Consider the following 16,276-nt stretch of genomic DNA (forward strand, 5'->3'; position numbering starts at 1 on the left):
CATCGCCATTAAAAAAGCCGACCTCTTGCGACGTCGGCTTTTGGTAAAACGGCGTTCCTGCTTACAGCTTGCTCTCCAGCTCCGGCAGGATCTCGAACAGATCCCCCACCAGGCCGTAGTCGGCTACCTGGAAGATCGGGGCCTCTTCGTCCTTGTTGATCGCGACGATCACCTTGGAGTCTTTCATACCCGCCAAGTGCTGAATCGCGCCTGAAATACCCACCGCAATGTAGAGCTCGGGGGCGACGATCTTGCCGGTCTGGCCGACCTGCATGTCGTTGGGTACGAAGCCGGCATCCACCGCCGCACGAGACGCACCGATGGCCGCGCCCAGCTTGTCGGCAATGCCGTCCAGCAGTTTGAAGTTCTCGCCATTGCCCATACCGCGGCCGCCGGAGATCACGACCTTGGCACCGCCGAGTTCCGGGCGGTCGCTTTGTGCCAGCTCCTGCTTCACAAAGCTGGACTGGGCGTTGTCGACGACCACGTCCACGGCTTCCACGCTGGCGCTACCGCCGCTGCCTACCGCATCGAAGGCGGTGGTGCGCACGGTGATGACTTTCAGCGGGTCGTCGCTTTTCACCGTGGCGATGGCGTTACCGGCGTAGATCGGGCGCAGAAAGGTGTCGGCGCTCTCGACGCCAATCACTTCCGACAGTTGGCTGACGTCTTTCAGCGCGGCCAGCGGGGCAGCACGTTCTTGCCGGTGGTGGAGGCGCTGGTCAGCACGTGGGTGTAATCGCCCGCCAGCTCAACCAGCAGCGCGCCCATGGGCTCGGCAAGCTGATGGGCGTAGACGGCGTTGTCTGCCACGCGCACCTTGCTCACGCCGTCGAGTGTCGCGGCGGCTTCGGCGGCGGCCTGGACGCCTTCACCGGCGACCAGTACATCGATATCGCCACCGATCGCCTGGGCGGCTGCCACGACGTGGGCGGTGGCGCTGGCCAACTGACCTTCATGCAGGTCGGCAAGTACCAGAATGCTCATGAGATCAGCTCCTTTTAAAGCACCTTGGCTTCGTTTTTCAGTTTGTCGATCAGCTCGTCCACCGAGGCGACTTTGATACCGCCTTTACGCTCCGCCGGGGATTCTACTTTGAGCAGCGTGACCTTGGAGGCCACTTCAACGCCGTAGTCGGCGGGGGTCTTGACGTCCAGCGGCTTTTTCTTGGCCTTCATGATGTCCGGCAGCTTGGCGTAGCGCGGCTCGTTGAGGCGCAGGTCGGTGGTGACGATGGCGGGCAGCGTGAGGGCGACGGTTTGCAGGCCGCCGTCGATTTCACGAGTGACGTTCACCTTGTCGCCATCGATGGCGACTTCCGAGGCGAAAGTGCCTTGGGGCAGATTGGTCAGCGCCGCCAGCATCTGGCCGGTCTGGTTGTTGTCGGTGTCGATGGCCTGCTTGCCAAGAATCACCAGACCAGGCTGCTCCTCATCCACCACCTTGGCCAGCAGTTTGGCCACCGCCAGCGATTCGGCGCGCTCGTCGGTTTCAATGTGGATAGCGCGGTCGGCCCCCAGCGCCAGCGCGGTGCGCAGCTGCTCCTGGGCGGCCTTGGGGCCCACGGTCACGGCCACGACCTCGGTGGCCACGCCCTTCTCTTTCAGGCGCACGGCCTCTTCCACGGCGATTTCGCAGAAGGGGTTCATGGCCATCTTGACGTTGGTCAGATCCACATCGGAATGATCCGCCTTGACGCGGATCTTGACGTTGTAGTCGATGACGCGTTTTACCGCGACCAATACTTTCATAGGTTCCTCGCTTGGCCTGGATGACAGCCGTTGACCTGAACAGACGCTGCTCGGATGGCAGCGTAAAAAAATTCATGCAAGCGTTTGATAGGCTAGTAAATGAAAAACCCTATCAATTTGCCACAGCCTACCTTTATGCAACAACACCTAATCACTGCGGCCTTGGTCGTAGTCGCTGGCGGCTTTTACCGTAAAGTGCGCTTTTGCCATCGTAGGGGTTACCTGACACAGGTATTATGCCTATCATGGGAGACAACCAGAAGCAAACGACCGTTTTAAATTAAGGCCATCTTTTCATAAGCTAGTGCTCAATCGCTAGCATCGGTGGGTGGCGCTTATGAGAATAAGGAGAAACCAGGTGGAAACCGTTGAACGCGATGTAATGGATTTTGACGTGGTCATCGTGGGCGCAGGCCCCTCTGGCTTGGCCGCCGCCTGCCGTTTGATGCAGCAGGCCAACGAAGCGGAGCAAGAGCTGACCGTTTGCGTGGTCGAGAAAGGGTCTGAAGTGGGAGCGCATATTCTGTCTGGCGCGGTATTCGAACCCCGTGCCCTGGCGGAGCTGTTTCCCGACTGGGAAGCGCGCGGCGCTCCCCTGAATACGCCCGCCACGCGCGACGATGTCTATTTGCTGAAGGATGCCGAAAAGGCGCAGAAAATCCCCAATGCGCTGGTACCCAAGAGCATGCACAACACCGGGGGTGAACTGACTCGCTACGTGATCAGCGCAGGCAACCTGTGCCGCTGGCTAGGTGAGCAGGCGGAATCGCTGGGCGTCGAGATATTTCCGGGCTTCGCCGCCCAGGAAGTGATCATCGAGAATGACGTGGTGCGCGGCATCCTGATTGGTGACATGGGCATCGGTGCCGATGGCACCCCCAAGGATGGCCATATGCCCGGCATGGAGCTGCGCGCCAAGTACACGCTCTTTGCCGAGGGTGCCAGAGGCCATCTAGGCAAACGTCTGATCAAGCAGTTCTCGCTGGATGCTGGCCGAGACCCCCAACACTACGGCATCGGGCTGAAAGAGCTGTGGGATGTACCCGCCGAGAAGCACGAACCCGGCCTGGTAGTTCACGGCTCCGGCTGGCCGCTGGACAGCAAGACCCACGGCGGCTGGTTTCTCTATCACGCCGAAAACCAGCAGGTCGTGGTGGGGCTGATCATGGATCTTGGCTACCAGAACCCGTGGCTCTCGCCCTTCGACGAATTCCAGCGCATGAAGCATCACCCGGTGCTCAGCCAATATCTGGAAGGCGGCAAGCGGGTGGCTTATGGCGCGCGCGCGATTGCCAAGGGAGGCTTCAACTGCCTGCCCAAGATGACCTTCCCCGGTGGCCTGCTGATTGGTTGTGACGCGGGCACGCTGAACTTTGCCAAGATCAAGGGGCTGCACACTGCCATGAAATCAGGCATGGTGGCGGCAGAAAGCGTCTTCGAGGCCATCAAGGGCGGCGACGAGGGTGGCCAGACGCTGGCCAGCTTCGAACGCTTGTGGGAGGCCAGCTGGGCTTACCAGGAGTTGAAAGAGAGTGCGAGCTTCGGCCCTGCCATTCACAAATATGGCACGGTTGGCGGCGGCGCCTATAACTTCGTGAACCAGCTGTTGGGCAATAAACTACCTAACATTCATGACACCACTACCGACCACGGCGCGTTAAAGCCAGCCGCTGAGTTCGAGAAGATCAACTACCCGAAACCAGATGGCAAACTGTCGTTTGATAAATCCACCTCGGTGTTCTTGTCCAATACGAACCATGAAGAGGATCAGCCCTGCCACCTGCGCCTCGCAGACCCAGAGCTGCCGATTCGTGACAACCTGCCCAAGTATGCTGAACCCGCTCAGCGCTACTGCCCGGCAGGGGTGTATGAGGTGGTTGAGGATGATCAGGGCAAGCCACGCTTCCAGATTAACTTCCAGAACTGCGTACACTGCAAGACCTGCGATATCAAGGACCCGGCCCAGAACATCACCTGGGTAGCCCCCGAAGGCGGTGGCGGCCCGAACTATCCGAACATGTAAGCCTACCCAACACCGGTGGCGCTGGTCAGACTGGCGACACCGGTGTCTCAATATGTTCGATGGGCGCACGTCGTGCGATCAGCCGTCGGCGCCCCGCTTGCACGAACCTCACGTCGATGACGGGGTCCGACGGGTTGCCCTCCACGGCCGCCACCTCCCCTTCCCCAAACACGGCATGTCGCAGACGCTGGCCCGGGTAGAACGACATGGTCACTTGATAATCCGCAGGGGTTTCCTTGAGCTGCGCGGCGGCCAGAACGATATCACTGCGCCCCAACCGGTCGAGGTAGCGTCTCACCAGGCTAGGCGACGATACCTCCAGCGCCTCGGCGCTACCGCCCTCATCATGCAGGCATTCAGCAATACGCACGGCATCCTGCCAGGCGCTTTCACCAATGAACCGGCTGGGGCGATGAGCGCCACCGTCGTGCAGCACCAATAGCTGCTCTTTGGCGCGGGTGATGGCCACGTAAAACAGTCGCCGCTCCTCTTCCAGACGCTCATCGCTGAGCGGGTTGTCACGGCTGTAGTGGGGAAAGTCCTCTTCATTGACGCCGGCCACCGCCACCAGCGGCCACTCCAGACCTTTGGCACCATGCACCGTGGTAATCAACACGCCCTGAGCCTGATTTTCCACTGGGCGCTCCAGCAGCTCGATGAAGGCATCAGGATCCTGGACGCTCTCCGCCTGTTCGATCAACACGTCCAGCAGACGCACGTCTTCCTCGCCTTTATCGCGCCGAGCAGCCGCGCGCTTGAGGGTTTTCTCGGCATCGATGGTATCCACCACGTGATGCAGCAGCCGGGCTGGCGGCCAGCCAGCCAAACGCGGCAGCTCGCACAGCAGCTCCCAGCGTTTTTTCAGCGTGCGCCGCTGCAAGGGTTTGAGCGCGGACAGCACGGCGTCATCTCGCTCTGGCCAGCGCTGGGTGGCCGCCAGCTGAGACGCCAGGCGCTGCAGGCGCTCACGGGCCACGAACGGCGCGGGCTGGGACAGCAACAGCAGCAGATGCTCGGGATCGTGCAGCAACTCGGCCCGCCGCGACAGCTTCAAATAGCCTGCCAGTGCCTGTACCAGCGGCAGGCGAAACACGAAGCGATCCTCACGCAGCAGCCGAAAAGGCACCCCGGCCTGCAGCAGCGCCAGCTGAAAAGGCACCGAAAGCGCCCAGCTGCGCACCAGCAGGCTGGCATCACTCAATGCCCGCCCCTGGGCCTGCCAGTCCATCAAGGCATCCAGCAACAGGCGGCTGCCCTGCCCCACGCGGACCTGAGTCTTCGGATTCTGGGCAGCCGCCAGGCATAGCTGGTCGGGGCGGCGCTGGTTCGCCATGATGGCGTGGTTGGCCGTCAGCGCCAGCGCGTGTCCATGGCGAAAGGTCGTGGAGAGCGGGTAATCCGTGGCGGTGCCGAACGTGGCGGTAAAGTTTTCCAGCATGGTGTCCGGCCTGGCACCCCGCCATTCATAGATGCACTGATTGGCATCTCCTACTGCCATGACGCTGGCATCAGGGCCTGCCAGCACGGCCAACAGCCGCTGCTGAACGGTATTGATATCCTGGTATTCATCCACGATGACGTGGTCGAGGAACCCTTCGACCCGCTGACGCAAAACAGGCTCGGCCTCCAGCGCTTGCAGCGGGCGGTAGAGCAAGTCCGCGTAAGTCATGACGCCTTCGGCTTCCAGCAGGCGCTCGGCCTCGCCGAAGGCCGCCGGAAAGTAATCGGTGTCAGGCTCGTAGCTCAGTTGCTCATACAGCGTGGCAGCAGGCAACATTTCTGCTTTGACCAGAGCACAAAAATGGGCCAGCGCTTCCAGGCGGTCCCCTTCCAGGGCGGCATCGCGTTGCTCGGCATCGTCCAGCACATTGAGGCTTGCATGGCGCAGCAGACGCTCCATCTGCCACTCGGCAGAGAGCAGTCGCCGCGGCGCCAACGCCCCCCAACGACACAAACTTTGCGTGAGCCGATGCCCGAGCGAATGGAAGGTACGCACATCCGGCAGGGCTTGCCCCTGCGGTGCCATTTTGGCAAGGCGGCGTTGAAAATCATCCTTGGCCGAGCGGTTGAACATCAGCACCAGCATCCGACGTGGGGAGACTCCCTGCGCCAACAGGTGCAGCACGCGTGCGGCCATGGTGGTCGTTTTACCGGCTCCTGCTACCGCCGCCACCCGCGCATGCCCGGCACCATGACGAACGACGGCCTGCTGTTCGGCGGTCAGTTTCACGATACCTCACCCGCCACGCCGTTATCCCAAATGCCCAACCGATGCCATTCACCCGCACTGTAGAGGCGGCATTCGCTGCGGCCACCGGCCAGCTCGTGTATCTGGGCCTGCTCGACCAGCCGATAGAACACGTTGCGATGCAGGCGCGCGGCCAGGCCAAAGCGCACCGCACACTCGGGGGCCAGCTCTCCGTCGGGGGTGGCGGTCAGCGTCAGCGGGTGCTGGTGGTCCAGCCGCACCACATCGTCGAACTGAGTCTTGAACCACCAGGCATCATCGTAGAAATCCGCTTCCACGATCAGCAGAGGACGATCCACTACTTGAACGCGCCAGCGCTCTGCAGGTGTCACCAGGCAGTACCCCTCATCGTCCAGGCGTAGCAGGCTTGCCAGCAGCTTCGCCACCGCCGGACGCGCAAACGGCTGCCCCTCGTGCTGCCAGGTGCCGTCTGGATGAATCACGATATCCATGTCGCCAGACAGCGCAGGGTGCCAGGTATCCAGCGGGGGAATATCTGCCGCGTCACCCCGTTGCTGCAGTAGCCGATCCAGCGTCATCGCCCTTCTCCTGAACTGCGCCGAGCGCTATACCAACAGACCCGACTGGGCCAGCGCTTCTTTGACATGAGGCGGTGCATCGGGAACGGCACCACGAAACAGATGGTAGAAATTGGCGGTGGTCTGCATGGCGACCTCGTCGGTGGTGATACCGCGCTGCTGAGCAATGCACTCGGCGACTTCGACGACCCAGGCAGGCTCATTGGGCTTACCGCGATGAGGCACGGGGGCCAGATAGGGACTATCGGTTTCAATCAGCAGCCTGTCGAGGGGCAGTTGTCGAGCCAACTCTCGCAATGGCGCGGCATTACGAAACGTGATGATTCCCGACAGCGAAATGTAGAAGCCGAGCCGAACCGCCTCTCGGGCCATGTCCAGATCTTCGGTGAAGCAGTGCAGTACCCCACCGACGTGAGGATCGGCATATTCACGCAGCAGGGCCAAGGTGTCCTTCTTGGCCTCTCGCGTATGCACGATGACCGGCAGCTCCAGCTCGGCAGCAGCCATCAGGTGACGCTTGAAGCGTTCGTGCTGAGCGGCCTGAGGCACGCTCTCCTGATAGTGGTAATCCAGCCCGGTTTCCCCGATGGCCACCACGTCGTACTGCTGGGCGGCCTCCACGATCTGCTCCACGCTGGGCTCTACCGGAGCCTGGTGCAGTGGATGCAGCCCTGCCGATATCACCACGTCCTCATATTCTCTGGCGATGGCGGCCAGACCAGGCAACGCTTCCAGTGAGGTCGAGATGGCCAGAAACTGATGCACGTGAGCAGCACGCGCTGCTGCCAGCGTGGCAGCAACGTCGCCGCCGTGAGTAAGCTCGGATAGGCGGTCCAGATGACAGTGTGAATCAACGAACATGAAAATCTCGCAGGGGATGAGTGGCGTGACGACGATGTTACAACGTGAACGAAGGCGGCGCCTTGTCCAACTGACCGGCCAGCAAAGTCTCGATCCGGTCGCGAACGGGATAATCCTGTTGGCTGAAGTGCACCCCGATGCCCGGCATCCGCCGGCCGCTGACACCTTCGGGCGAAATCCAGATGACCTGACCGCTGACAGAAAGGCGTTCGGTCTCTCCCGGCAGCGTCAACAGCAATACCACCGGCTGCCCGAGACGATAGAGCGAAGACGTGGGGACGAAGATCCCGCCGCGATCCAGAAAAGGCATATAGGCAGCGAGCAGCGTGGGCACATCCGGTATGGTCAAGGAGAGTGCTTTTTGAGCAACCATCACCACCTCGTCAGTAACACGTTGTCATGAGCGCAGCAGGGCCGACCAGCGCACCAGCCAGGCCTCCAGCACCAGTTGCGGATTGGGGTTGGCCCCCACAGCCAATAGCCGACGTTGCTCGCGGGCGTAATCGAGCAGCCGAAACCAATCCTGCACGCGACCATTCTTGACGGCTTGCCGATACAACGGCGCAAGATCGGGGTTATGCAAAGCACTTTGCTCGCCCGACAACCCCAGCCGGATCAAGTCTTCAAGCCAGGCGATACCGTACCACAAGATCGAATCGATCGCCTGGCGATCCAACCGCGCCGCCTCCGCCACCGGCTCGGCACCTCTGACCAGCTGCTCGAAGCAGTCATGAATCTGATGGCGTAGCGCCCGCTCCTCCGGCGCCGCCAGCTCTACCGCCAGCAAGGGCAGTCCGCCTGAAACTTGCCACCAGAAGTGCGCCTCGTCACCGCCCAACTGCTGGGTCAGCCAGCCACGGCACTCGTCGAATGCCACGCTGGGTAGCGCCCACTGCTGGCAGCGCGAACGGATGGTGGGCAGCGTGCGAGAGGGTACATCGGAGAGCAGAATGAACAGCGTCTTTTCACCTGGCTCCTCGAGGCTCTTGAGCAGCGCATTGGCCGCCGCGATGTTCATGGCCTCCGCCGGTGACACGACGATAACTCGGTAGCCACCCTGCTGGGCCGTTTGTGACACGAAACGGTTGACCTCGCGAATGGGGTCTATGCGAATTTGACGCTTGCCCTCCTCCGGCGACACCCTCAGCAGGTCGGGGTGATAGCCTGACGCCAGCATGTGGCAGGCATGGCAATGACCACACGCCTGGTCACCGGGCTGCGCGCACAGCGTGCGTGCGATCAGCGCTTCGGCAAGCTGCTGCTTTCCCACCCCATGGGCGCCGCTGAGCAGCAGCGCATGGGGCATGCGACCGCTGTCGGACAGGCGCACCAGCTGCCGCCACGTCGCCTGGTGCCACGGCAAGATCTCATTCACGACCATTGCGCCATCCGTGTTTCCAGTGCGCACGCAATGGCCGCCTGCACGCCTTCGAGAGGCTGTGCCGCATCGACCACGGCAAAGCGCTGCGGTGCCGCCTGGGCCCGCGCCAGGTAGGCCTCACGCACGGCGCTGAAAAATGAGGCCTGCTCCTGTTCGAAACGGTCGCGCTGGGTATTGAGATCACGCAACCGCCCTTCCAGACGTTGGCGGGCAGCCTCGACGGGCATGTCCAGCAGCAGCGTCAAATCCGGCGAAAGCCCTTGCTGAACGAAGCACTCCAACTGAGCAATGCGCGCCGGATCGATGCCACGCCCGCCACCCTGATACGCAAAAGTAGCATCGGTGAAGCGGTCACATACCACCCAGGCCCCGCGCTCCAGAGCCGGCACGATTTTTTCGGCCAGATGCTGTGCTCGGGCCGCGAAGACCAGCAGTAGCTCAGCGTCTACGCTCAGCGGCTCCTGAGGTGCAGGATCCAGCAGCAGCTCGCGAATGGCTTCGGCACGCGGCGTGCCACCGGGCTCACGGGTTTGCACTACGTCGAGCCCCTGCTCTTTCAGCCAGGCCTCCACGAACGCCACGTTGGTAGATTTTCCGACGCCCTCACCGCCCTCCAGGGTGATGAAGCGACCACGCTTGCTCATTGCTGCCCCTTACGGAATAGATACGCCATGATAATGCTCGCCATGATCTGTGTGTCAGCGGTTGCGAATATAGCGATTCACCGCATTGTTGTGCTCGCGCAGGGTGCGCGAAAAGTGGTGCGTACCATCGCCACGGGAAACGAAGTAGAGCGTTTCACCCGGCAACGGATTCACCGCCGCCTCCAGCGAGGCGCGCCCCGGCATGGCGATGGGCGTGGGCGGAAGGCCATCGATCACGTAAGTATTGTAGGGGGTTGCCTCGCGGATGTCGGCGCGAGTAATGCGCCCCTGATAACGCTCGCCCATGCCATAGATGATGGTCGGGTCGGTCTGCAGCCGCATGCCCCGCTCCATGCGCCGCTTGAACACCCCGGCGATTTCACGACGCTCTTCCGGCGCACCGGTTTCGCGTTCGATCAACGACGCCATGATCAACGCCTCGTAAGGGGTATCGATGGTCAGGTCGTCATCACGCTGCTCCCAGACCTCTTCCAGGATTCGCTCCATGCGGCTCAGCGACTGGCGCAGAATATCCACATCACTCATGCCCAGGTGGTAGCGGTAGGTATCCGGAAAGAACCAACCCTCAGGAAACGTGCCTTCACGCCCCAATAAGGCCATGACCTCGTCATCGCTCATCTCGGCAGTGCGATTTTCCAGCTTCGGGGCACTGTCCAGCAAAGCGCGCATCTGGCGGAAGGTCCACCCTTCCGGGATAGTCAACGAGTACGTCACCACGTTGTTGCTGCCCAGCAGTGCCACCAACTCCATACCGCTCATGCCCGGCACCAGCTGATATTCGCCTACCCGTAGGCGCGGCACTTGCTCGGACTCCAGCCGCGCCAGCAGTTGGAAGGGCCAGCGCGCCTGGATAATGCCTTCCGCTTCCAACTGGCGAATCACCTGATTGAAGCCGGCACCGGCAGGCACCTGGTAAAGCGCAGGCTCATCCAGCGCAATGGGCGCCGCCAGACGATGCTGCCAATAGGCATAACCACCGGCCACTGCGGCAACGCCTAGTGCAATGATCAGCCCCACGGCGATAAGAAACCGTTTCACGATGTCACCTCAGTGATTTTAAAGTCGTTGTTGGCTATTCAGGCTGGATAGCCCAATAACGGATGGGCCACCTGCTGTAACGGGTCGGGGCCTTGCACCTCCGGCCAGGTACGCAAGATGCTGCCCTGCGGGTCATCCAACCGATACACGGGCCACACACCTTGCACAGAGTTGCCCACCCAAAGGCGCTCGACGCTGGAGAGCGCGCTCACAGGCAGCTTGCTCTCCCTGACATGCCCCAGCTCCAGTAGCGCAGCCCGCAGCGTTCCTGCGACGCCGCAGCCATCGACGAAGGGCGTCAACAACGCCTGACCCGATTGCCAGAACAGGTTCATGCTGGTCGCTTCGATGACGTGATCGCGGTGATCGAGTAGCAGCCCTTCAGCAATGGTACTTGCCTGCCACTCCCGGCGGGCAAGCACGTTTTCGAGGCGGTTCAAGTGCTTGATGCCCGCCAACTGCGGCTGGTGACCCAGCCGCAGTTGGCATAAGCGCACGCGCACCCCCGGCTGCCAGCGCTCGGGGCTGGCAGCAAAAGGCGTTCTGCGACTCAGTAGCCTCGGCGCTATTTGATCGGGAAGCGCGTAGCCGCGCCCTCCACTGCCCCGGGTCACGATGACCTTGAGCACCTCCAGAGGTGCCTCTGCGGGGGTTTTCCACGTATCGGCAAGCGCTGAATCCGCAGGCATCGGAATACCAAGCCGCTGGCACCCCAAGGCCAATCTTGCCTGATGGTATGACCACAGCACGGGCTGCCCTTCACGCAGCAGTACCGTTTCGAACAGGCCATCCCCATACGCCAGCCCTCGGTCATCGAACGGCACCCAAGGCATGGTCATGACGCGCTATACCCGCTTGAACAGCAGCGAACCATTGGTGCCACCAAACCCGAAGGAGTTGGAGAGCGTGATATCGATGCGCATGTCGCGGGCGGTGTGGGGCACGTAGTCGAGACGACAGCCCTCCTGGGGGTTATCCAGGTTGATGGTGGGCGGTGCCACCTGATCACGAATCGCCAGAATACTGAACACCGCCTCGACCGCACCGGCCGCACCCAGCAAGTGGCCAATCATGGATTTGGTCGAGCTGACCGCCACGTCTTGCGCAGCACTGCCCAACACCTTCTCGACGGCACGGCTTTCGGCCAGGTCGCCTGCGGCCGTCGAGGTACCATGGGCATTGATATAGTCCACCTCGGAGGGGTCGATACCCGCGTCCTTGATGGCGTTGCTCATGGAGAGCGCAGCGCCTCGACCATCTTCCGGCGGGGCGGTCATGTGATAGGCATCATCGCTCATGCCAAAGCCTGCCAGCTCCGCATAGATGCGTGCGCCGCGCGCCTTGGCGTGCTCGTACTCTTCCAGCACCAGTATGCCCGCCCCGTCGGACAGCACGAAACCATCGCGATCCCGATCCCAGGGGCGGCTGGCCGCTTGCGGGTCGTCATTGCGAGTAGACAAGGCGCGGGCCGCCGAGAAGCCCCCCAGGCCCAAGGGCGTAGTGGCCATTTCTGCCCCGCCACACACCATCACGTCGGCATCGCCATAGGCGATGGTACGCGCACTGTAGCCGATATTGTGAGTACCCGACGTGCAGGCCGTGGTAATCGCGATATTGGGACCTCGGAAGCCGTGCTGAATGGCCATGTTGCCGGAAATCATATTGATGATAGAGCCGGGCACGAAGAACGGCGACACGCGACGAGCGCCTCCCTTGAGCAGCGCACTGTGGTTCTGCTCGATCATCGGCAGGCCGCCAATGCCCGAGCCTACCGCCACACCAATCCGCTCGGCATTCTCTTCGGTGCACTCGATGCCAGAATCCTTAATGGCCTGGGCTCCGGCTGCCATGCCGTACTGAATGAATAGATCCATCTTGCGGGCATCTTTCGGATTCAGATAAGGGCTGATATCGAAGTCCTTGACCGAACCGCCAAACCGCGTGTTGAAACCGCTGGTATCGAAATGCTCGATGGCTGCGATTCCACTTTTACCGGCGACGATATTCGCCCACGATTCAGCCACGTTGTTGCCCACTGGGGTCACCAGGCCTAACCCGGTTACCACTACCCTTCTCCGCGCCATCAGTTTTCCTCCAGGCATCCATGGTGACACGACCCGTCCGGGTCATTTTGCAGCACAAAATTGGTGACTAGTATAACGGAGATTGCACGGTATATTCATTGTGACTGCAAAGCAAAAAAGCCGCCCCACATCAGGACGGCTTTTTTAACATGGGTGGCAGCCTGCCACCCTGGTTCACAGCGTCGACCGAGCCCTTACTGGTGGGCGTTTACGTAGTCGATGGCTTCCTGAACCGTGGTGATCTTCTCGGCTTCTTCGTCGGGGATCTCGGTGTCGAATTCCTCTTCAAGCGCCATCACCAGTTCAACGGTGTCCAGAGAGTCAGCACCCAGGTCTTCTGTGAAAGAAGAGCTATTCTGGATATCTTCTTCTTTTACGTTCAGGCGCTCAGCCACAACTTTTTTAACGCGCTCTTCAATAGTACTCATCAACGTACTCCAGTCGTTCACATTAGCCGTTAGAGATAACCAGCTATTTGGAAACCGCAAGCCAAAAGCTGCGGGGTAGTTTATAGACGCCCTCAAGCTGACGCAACCGCCAGTCTCAAGGCCATCAACGCATATTCATACCGCCATTGACATGCAGGGTTTCACCCGTGATGTAACCTGCAGCATCACTGGTCAGGAACCCCACTGCGGCGGCGATCTCTTCCGGCCCACCCAAGCGAGCGAGCGGAATCTGCTTGAGCAGCATCTCGTGCTGCGCTTCCGGCAGCGCTTCGGTCATGTCGGTGGCGATGAAACCCGGTGCCACAGCATTGACCGTGATCGCACGCGAGGCAACTTCACGGGCCAGTGCACGACTGAACCCTTCCATGCCTGCCTTGGCGGCCGCGTAGTTGGTCTGACCCAGGTTACCCATGGTCGCCACCACCGAGCTAATCGACACGATACGGCCAAAACGAGCCTTGGTCATGCCACGCAAGCAAGCCTTACTGACACGATAGACGGACTTGAGGTTGGTATCCATGACGGAGTCCCACTCCTCTTCCTTCATGCGCATGAGCAGGTTATCACGAGTGATACCGGCATTGTTGACCAGAATGGTCGGCGCACCAAAGCCTTCGGCAATACTCTTCAACACCTCATCGATGCTGGCCTGATCGGTCACGTTCAGACACAGGCCTGCACCTTCGATACCATTGGCCTTGAGATCGGCATCGATCTTCTCGGCACCCGACTCACTGGTGGCAGTACCTACCACGATGCGCCCTTGGCGGCCTAGCTCATGCGCAATGGCTCGCCCGATGCCTCGGCTGGCACCGGTTACCAGCGCCACTCGTTTTTCTTGCGTCATTTCGTTTATCCTTTCACCAAACTAGCAAAGGTAGCAGAAAACAACCGCTGGTCACGCACCGTTTGCCAACGCTTCGCGAGCGAGCTCCAGCGCGGCATCCAGGCTATCCGGGTCATTCACCGCCAACCCCTTGGCACTGCGCACGATACGCTTGTTCAAACCAGTCAGCACCTTGCCTGGGCCACACTCGATAAACACGCTCGCCCCTTGCTCGGTCATCGCCTCGACGCAAGCAGACCAGCGCACCGGCTGGTAAAGCTGCTCGATCAGGCGCGTGCGCAGGGTATCGATATCGGCATGCGCCTGGGCATCTACATTCTGAACCACCGTGTAGCGAGGGGCACGCAGCTCCATGTTCTGCATGGCCTCGGCCAACTGCTCGGCCGCAGGCTTCATCAGAGCACAGTGCGAAGGCACAGAGACCGGCAGGGACAGAGCACGCTTGGCACCCGCCTCCTGGCAGGCAACGATAGCACGCTCTACGGCTGCCTTGCTGCCCGCGATGACCACCTGGCCAGGCGAATTGTAGTTGACCGCAGCGACCACGTCGCCCTGGGCTGCTTGCGCACAGGCGTCTTCTACCGCCTGATCATCCAGCCCGAGGATGGCCGCCATCCCCCCCTGACCAGCGGGCACCGCCTGCTGCATGGCTTCACCGCGCAGGCGTACCAGCTGCACACCCTCGGCAAACCCCATGACACCGGCACACACCATGGCACTGTACTCGCCCAGGCTGTGGCCTGCCATCATGTTGGGGCGCGGTCCTTCCAACTCCTGCCATACACGCCAGATGGCCACGCTGGAGGTCAGCAGCGCCGGCTGGGTGCACGCGGTCGCGTTCAATGCATCTTCAGGTCCTTCCTGGACTACTTTCCACAAATCGTAGCCCAACGCATCTGACGCTTCCTCAAAGGTCGTTCCCACTACGCTGTAGCGCTCGGCCAGCTCTCGCAGCATTCCAAGCTGCTGAGAGCCCTGCCCGGGAAAAATGAGGGCAAGGGGTTGAGACATGTCGTTCACCTTTGCTCTTGTAGGCATTTGCTCAATTGAGCGATAGGCGTAGCTATTGTCCCCGTTTGACAACGGGTGTCGGCATCTCCTGCTGCCTCCAATAACCCGCAAAATCGTATATCGTTTATTGTCATCCGATCACGGCGGCATCAGCGAAAGCGTTTTGCCAACTGAGTGGGCAAATCCTGCTCTACCTCGTGCAGCGCTCGCAAAATGGCATAATAAAAGCCGTCTGCCTGGGCTCCGCCATGACTTTTCACCACGATATGCTTCAACCCAAGCAGGCTGGCTCCGTTATAGCGCACCGGATCCAGCTCTTGCTTGAGGCGCTTGAGTACAGGCTTGGCCAGTAGACTTGCCAGCCGCCCAGTGAGGCGCGATTCAAACGCCATCTGAACACGCTCGACCAGCATACGAGTCAAACCTTCACTTGCCTTGAGCATCACATTGCCGACAAAGCCATCACACACGACCACGTCCAGCTCGCCCTGGAAGACATCACCCCCCTCAGCATAGCCGCAATAGTCGAAACCGGGGTCTGCATAACGGCGGATCAAGGCATCTGCTTCACGCACCGTGGCACTGCCCTTGGTGGCTTCCGAGCCAACGTTCAATAACGCCACGCGCGGACGTTCGATACCGTCCATGCATTGCGCCATGGCCGCCCCCATGACGGCAAAATCTACCAACCGTTCTGCGGGGGAATCGACGTTGGCACCCAGATCAAGCAGATAGCAACGCCCCCCTGATCGTGCAGGAATGGCGGTGCTGATCGCTGGCCTGGAAAACCCCGCAAGCATGCCCAGCTCACGCCTTGCAAGCGCCACCAGCGCTCCGGTATTGCCTGCGCTGACCCCCGCAACGGCGTGCCCAGCCGACACATGGCGCAGCATGGAGGCCATGCTGGTGTGCTGGCCGCGGCGCAACGCCCAGGCGGCGGTAGCGTCGGGCGCCACGCTATCAGGCGCGTCGATGACCGCCAAACGTGACACTGCCGCAGCCAAGGGCTGCGGCAAGCGCGAAAGCTCAGCGACAATGCGCTGATGCGGGCCAAACAGAGCAAGTTCGAGAACAGGATTTTCCACCACTGCTCTTGCAGAGCCTTCGACAATGGCACGGGGGCCTTGGTCACCCCCCATGACATCAATCGCCAGGCGCACTGCACTCACGCTGACTGGCCGCGCGAAAGGTCGAGAGAGGCTTAAACCTCAACCACCTTGCGACCACGGTAGAAACCGTCCGGAGAAACGTGGTGACGCAGGTGAGTCGTGCCGGTTTCCTTGTCCTGAGACAGGGTCGGGGCGCTCAGCGCATCGTGGCTACGACGCATACCGCGCTTGGAACGAGTTTTACGGTTCTGTTGAACTGCCATGGGTGTT

The 16,276-nt window shown here is 61.0% G+C and carries 16 protein-coding genes and 1 pseudogene; 1 reads left to right on the top strand and 16 read right to left on the bottom strand.

Features of this window, described 5'->3' with window-relative positions:
* Positions 1–61 precede the first annotated feature (61 nt).
* Both RVM27_RS01875 and RVM27_RS01880 read right to left on the bottom strand, forming a co-directional pair.
* Positions 62–987: pseudogene (locus tag RVM27_RS01875) on the bottom strand (electron transfer flavoprotein subunit alpha/FixB family protein).
* A gap of 14 nt (positions 988–1,001) precedes the next feature.
* A complete protein-coding gene (locus RVM27_RS01880) occupies positions 1,002–1,751 on the bottom strand; it encodes an electron transfer flavoprotein subunit beta/FixA family protein (protein ID WP_498941076.1) in 750 nt (249 codons plus the stop codon).
* 358 nt (positions 1,752–2,109) lie between these two features.
* Between RVM27_RS01880 and RVM27_RS01885 the strand changes: the two genes are divergently transcribed.
* Positions 2,110–3,774: an electron transfer flavoprotein-ubiquinone oxidoreductase gene (locus RVM27_RS01885; protein WP_498957225.1), complete on the top strand. Its 1,665-nt coding sequence runs from the start codon at positions 2,110–2,112 to the stop codon at positions 3,772–3,774.
* A 25-nt stretch (positions 3,775–3,799) separates the two neighbouring features.
* Here RVM27_RS01885 and RVM27_RS01890 read toward each other — a convergent pair whose 3' ends face one another.
* The 14 genes from RVM27_RS01890 to rpmF form a co-directional block, all read right to left on the bottom strand.
* A complete protein-coding gene (locus RVM27_RS01890; protein ID WP_498957226.1) occupies positions 3,800–6,004 on the bottom strand; it encodes an ATP-dependent helicase in 2,205 nt (734 codons plus the stop codon).
* On the bottom strand, positions 6,001–6,561 hold the full coding sequence (locus RVM27_RS01895; protein WP_189462866.1) for a DUF1285 domain-containing protein: 561 nt from the start codon (positions 6,559–6,561) through the stop codon (positions 6,001–6,003). The genes RVM27_RS01890 and RVM27_RS01895 overlap by 4 nt, the downstream gene beginning before the upstream one ends.
* Positions 6,562–6,588: 27 nt before the next feature.
* Positions 6,589–7,422: a TatD family hydrolase gene (locus tag RVM27_RS01900; protein WP_498957227.1), complete on the bottom strand. Its 834-nt coding sequence runs from the start codon at positions 7,420–7,422 to the stop codon at positions 6,589–6,591.
* A gap of 37 nt (positions 7,423–7,459) precedes the next feature.
* Positions 7,460–7,795: a PilZ domain-containing protein gene (locus tag RVM27_RS01905; RefSeq protein ID WP_498957228.1), complete on the bottom strand. Its 336-nt coding sequence runs from the start codon at positions 7,793–7,795 to the stop codon at positions 7,460–7,462.
* Positions 7,796–7,819: 24 nt separating this feature from the next.
* Positions 7,820–8,803: a DNA polymerase III subunit delta' gene (locus RVM27_RS01910; RefSeq protein WP_498957229.1), complete on the bottom strand. Its 984-nt coding sequence runs from the start codon at positions 8,801–8,803 to the stop codon at positions 7,820–7,822.
* A complete protein-coding gene (tmk, locus tag RVM27_RS01915; protein WP_498957230.1) occupies positions 8,794–9,447 on the bottom strand; it encodes a dTMP kinase in 654 nt (217 codons plus the stop codon). The genes RVM27_RS01910 and tmk overlap by 10 nt, the downstream gene beginning before the upstream one ends.
* A gap of 54 nt (positions 9,448–9,501) precedes the next feature.
* On the bottom strand, positions 9,502–10,509 hold the full coding sequence (gene mltG, locus RVM27_RS01920) for an endolytic transglycosylase MltG (RefSeq protein WP_498957739.1): 1,008 nt from the start codon (positions 10,507–10,509) through the stop codon (positions 9,502–9,504).
* Positions 10,510–10,544: 35 nt separating this feature from the next.
* The gene (gene pabC, locus RVM27_RS01925) at positions 10,545–11,345 is read right to left on the bottom strand and encodes an aminotransferase class IV (protein WP_498957231.1); all 801 of its coding nucleotides are present in this window, start codon (positions 11,343–11,345) and stop codon (positions 10,545–10,547) included.
* A 6-nt stretch (positions 11,346–11,351) separates the two neighbouring features.
* Positions 11,352–12,590, bottom strand: a complete 1,239-nt coding sequence (fabF, locus tag RVM27_RS01930; protein WP_498957232.1) for a beta-ketoacyl-ACP synthase II — start codon at positions 12,588–12,590, stop codon at positions 11,352–11,354.
* Positions 12,591–12,784: 194 nt separating this feature from the next.
* A complete protein-coding gene (gene acpP, locus RVM27_RS01935; protein WP_008956801.1) occupies positions 12,785–13,018 on the bottom strand; it encodes an acyl carrier protein in 234 nt (77 codons plus the stop codon).
* 124 nt (positions 13,019–13,142) lie between these two features.
* On the bottom strand, positions 13,143–13,886 hold the full coding sequence (gene fabG, locus RVM27_RS01940) for a 3-oxoacyl-ACP reductase family protein (protein ID WP_498957233.1): 744 nt from the start codon (positions 13,884–13,886) through the stop codon (positions 13,143–13,145).
* A gap of 51 nt (positions 13,887–13,937) precedes the next feature.
* Positions 13,938–14,897, bottom strand: coding sequence for an ACP S-malonyltransferase (gene fabD, locus RVM27_RS01945; RefSeq protein ID WP_498957234.1), 960 nt, complete (start codon positions 14,895–14,897; stop codon positions 13,938–13,940).
* 149 nt (positions 14,898–15,046) lie between these two features.
* Positions 15,047–16,057 carry a phosphate acyltransferase gene (gene plsX / locus RVM27_RS01950; RefSeq protein ID WP_498957740.1) on the bottom strand — a complete coding sequence of 337 codons (1,011 nt, stop codon included), beginning with the start codon at positions 16,055–16,057 and terminating at the stop codon, positions 15,047–15,049.
* A gap of 41 nt (positions 16,058–16,098) precedes the next feature.
* The gene (gene rpmF / locus RVM27_RS01955; protein WP_009099300.1) at positions 16,099–16,269 is read right to left on the bottom strand and encodes a 50S ribosomal protein L32; all 171 of its coding nucleotides are present in this window, start codon (positions 16,267–16,269) and stop codon (positions 16,099–16,101) included.
* Positions 16,270–16,276: the final 7 nt, after the last annotated feature.

The organism is Halomonas sp. KM007, from assembly GCF_050709225.1.
GTDB classification, from domain to species: Bacteria; Pseudomonadota; Gammaproteobacteria; order Pseudomonadales; family Halomonadaceae; genus Vreelandella; species Vreelandella hamiltonii.

What these genes read in the sequence shown, in the direction of transcription:
- RVM27_RS01880 (WP_498941076.1), bottom strand. Translation starts at nt 1,751, where the DNA reads ATGAAAGTATTGGTCGCGGTAAAACGCGTCATCGACTACAACGTCAAG.
- RVM27_RS01895 (WP_189462866.1), bottom strand. Translation starts at nt 6,561, where the DNA reads ATGACGCTGGATCGGCTACTGCAGCAACGGGGTGACGCGGCAGATATT.
- RVM27_RS01900 (WP_498957227.1), bottom strand. Translation starts at nt 7,422, where the DNA reads ATGTTCGTTGATTCACACTGTCATCTGGACCGCCTATCCGAGCTTACT.
- RVM27_RS01905 (WP_498957228.1), bottom strand. Translation starts at nt 7,795, where the DNA reads ATGGTTGCTCAAAAAGCACTCTCCTTGACCATACCGGATGTGCCCACG.
- RVM27_RS01910 (WP_498957229.1), bottom strand. Translation starts at nt 8,803, where the DNA reads ATGGTCGTGAATGAGATCTTGCCGTGGCACCAGGCGACGTGGCGGCAG.
- tmk (WP_498957230.1), bottom strand. Translation starts at nt 9,447, where the DNA reads ATGAGCAAGCGTGGTCGCTTCATCACCCTGGAGGGCGGTGAGGGCGTC.
- pabC (WP_498957231.1), bottom strand. Translation starts at nt 11,345, where the DNA reads ATGACCATGCCTTGGGTGCCGTTCGATGACCGAGGGCTGGCGTATGGG.
- fabF (WP_498957232.1), bottom strand. Translation starts at nt 12,590, where the DNA reads ATGGCGCGGAGAAGGGTAGTGGTAACCGGGTTAGGCCTGGTGACCCCA.
- acpP (WP_008956801.1), bottom strand. Translation starts at nt 13,018, where the DNA reads ATGAGTACTATTGAAGAGCGCGTTAAAAAAGTTGTGGCTGAGCGCCTG.
- fabG (WP_498957233.1), bottom strand. Translation starts at nt 13,886, where the DNA reads ATGACGCAAGAAAAACGAGTGGCGCTGGTAACCGGTGCCAGCCGAGGC.
- fabD (WP_498957234.1), bottom strand. Translation starts at nt 14,897, where the DNA reads ATGTCTCAACCCCTTGCCCTCATTTTTCCCGGGCAGGGCTCTCAGCAG.
- rpmF (WP_009099300.1), bottom strand. Translation starts at nt 16,269, where the DNA reads ATGGCAGTTCAACAGAACCGTAAAACTCGTTCCAAGCGCGGTATGCGT.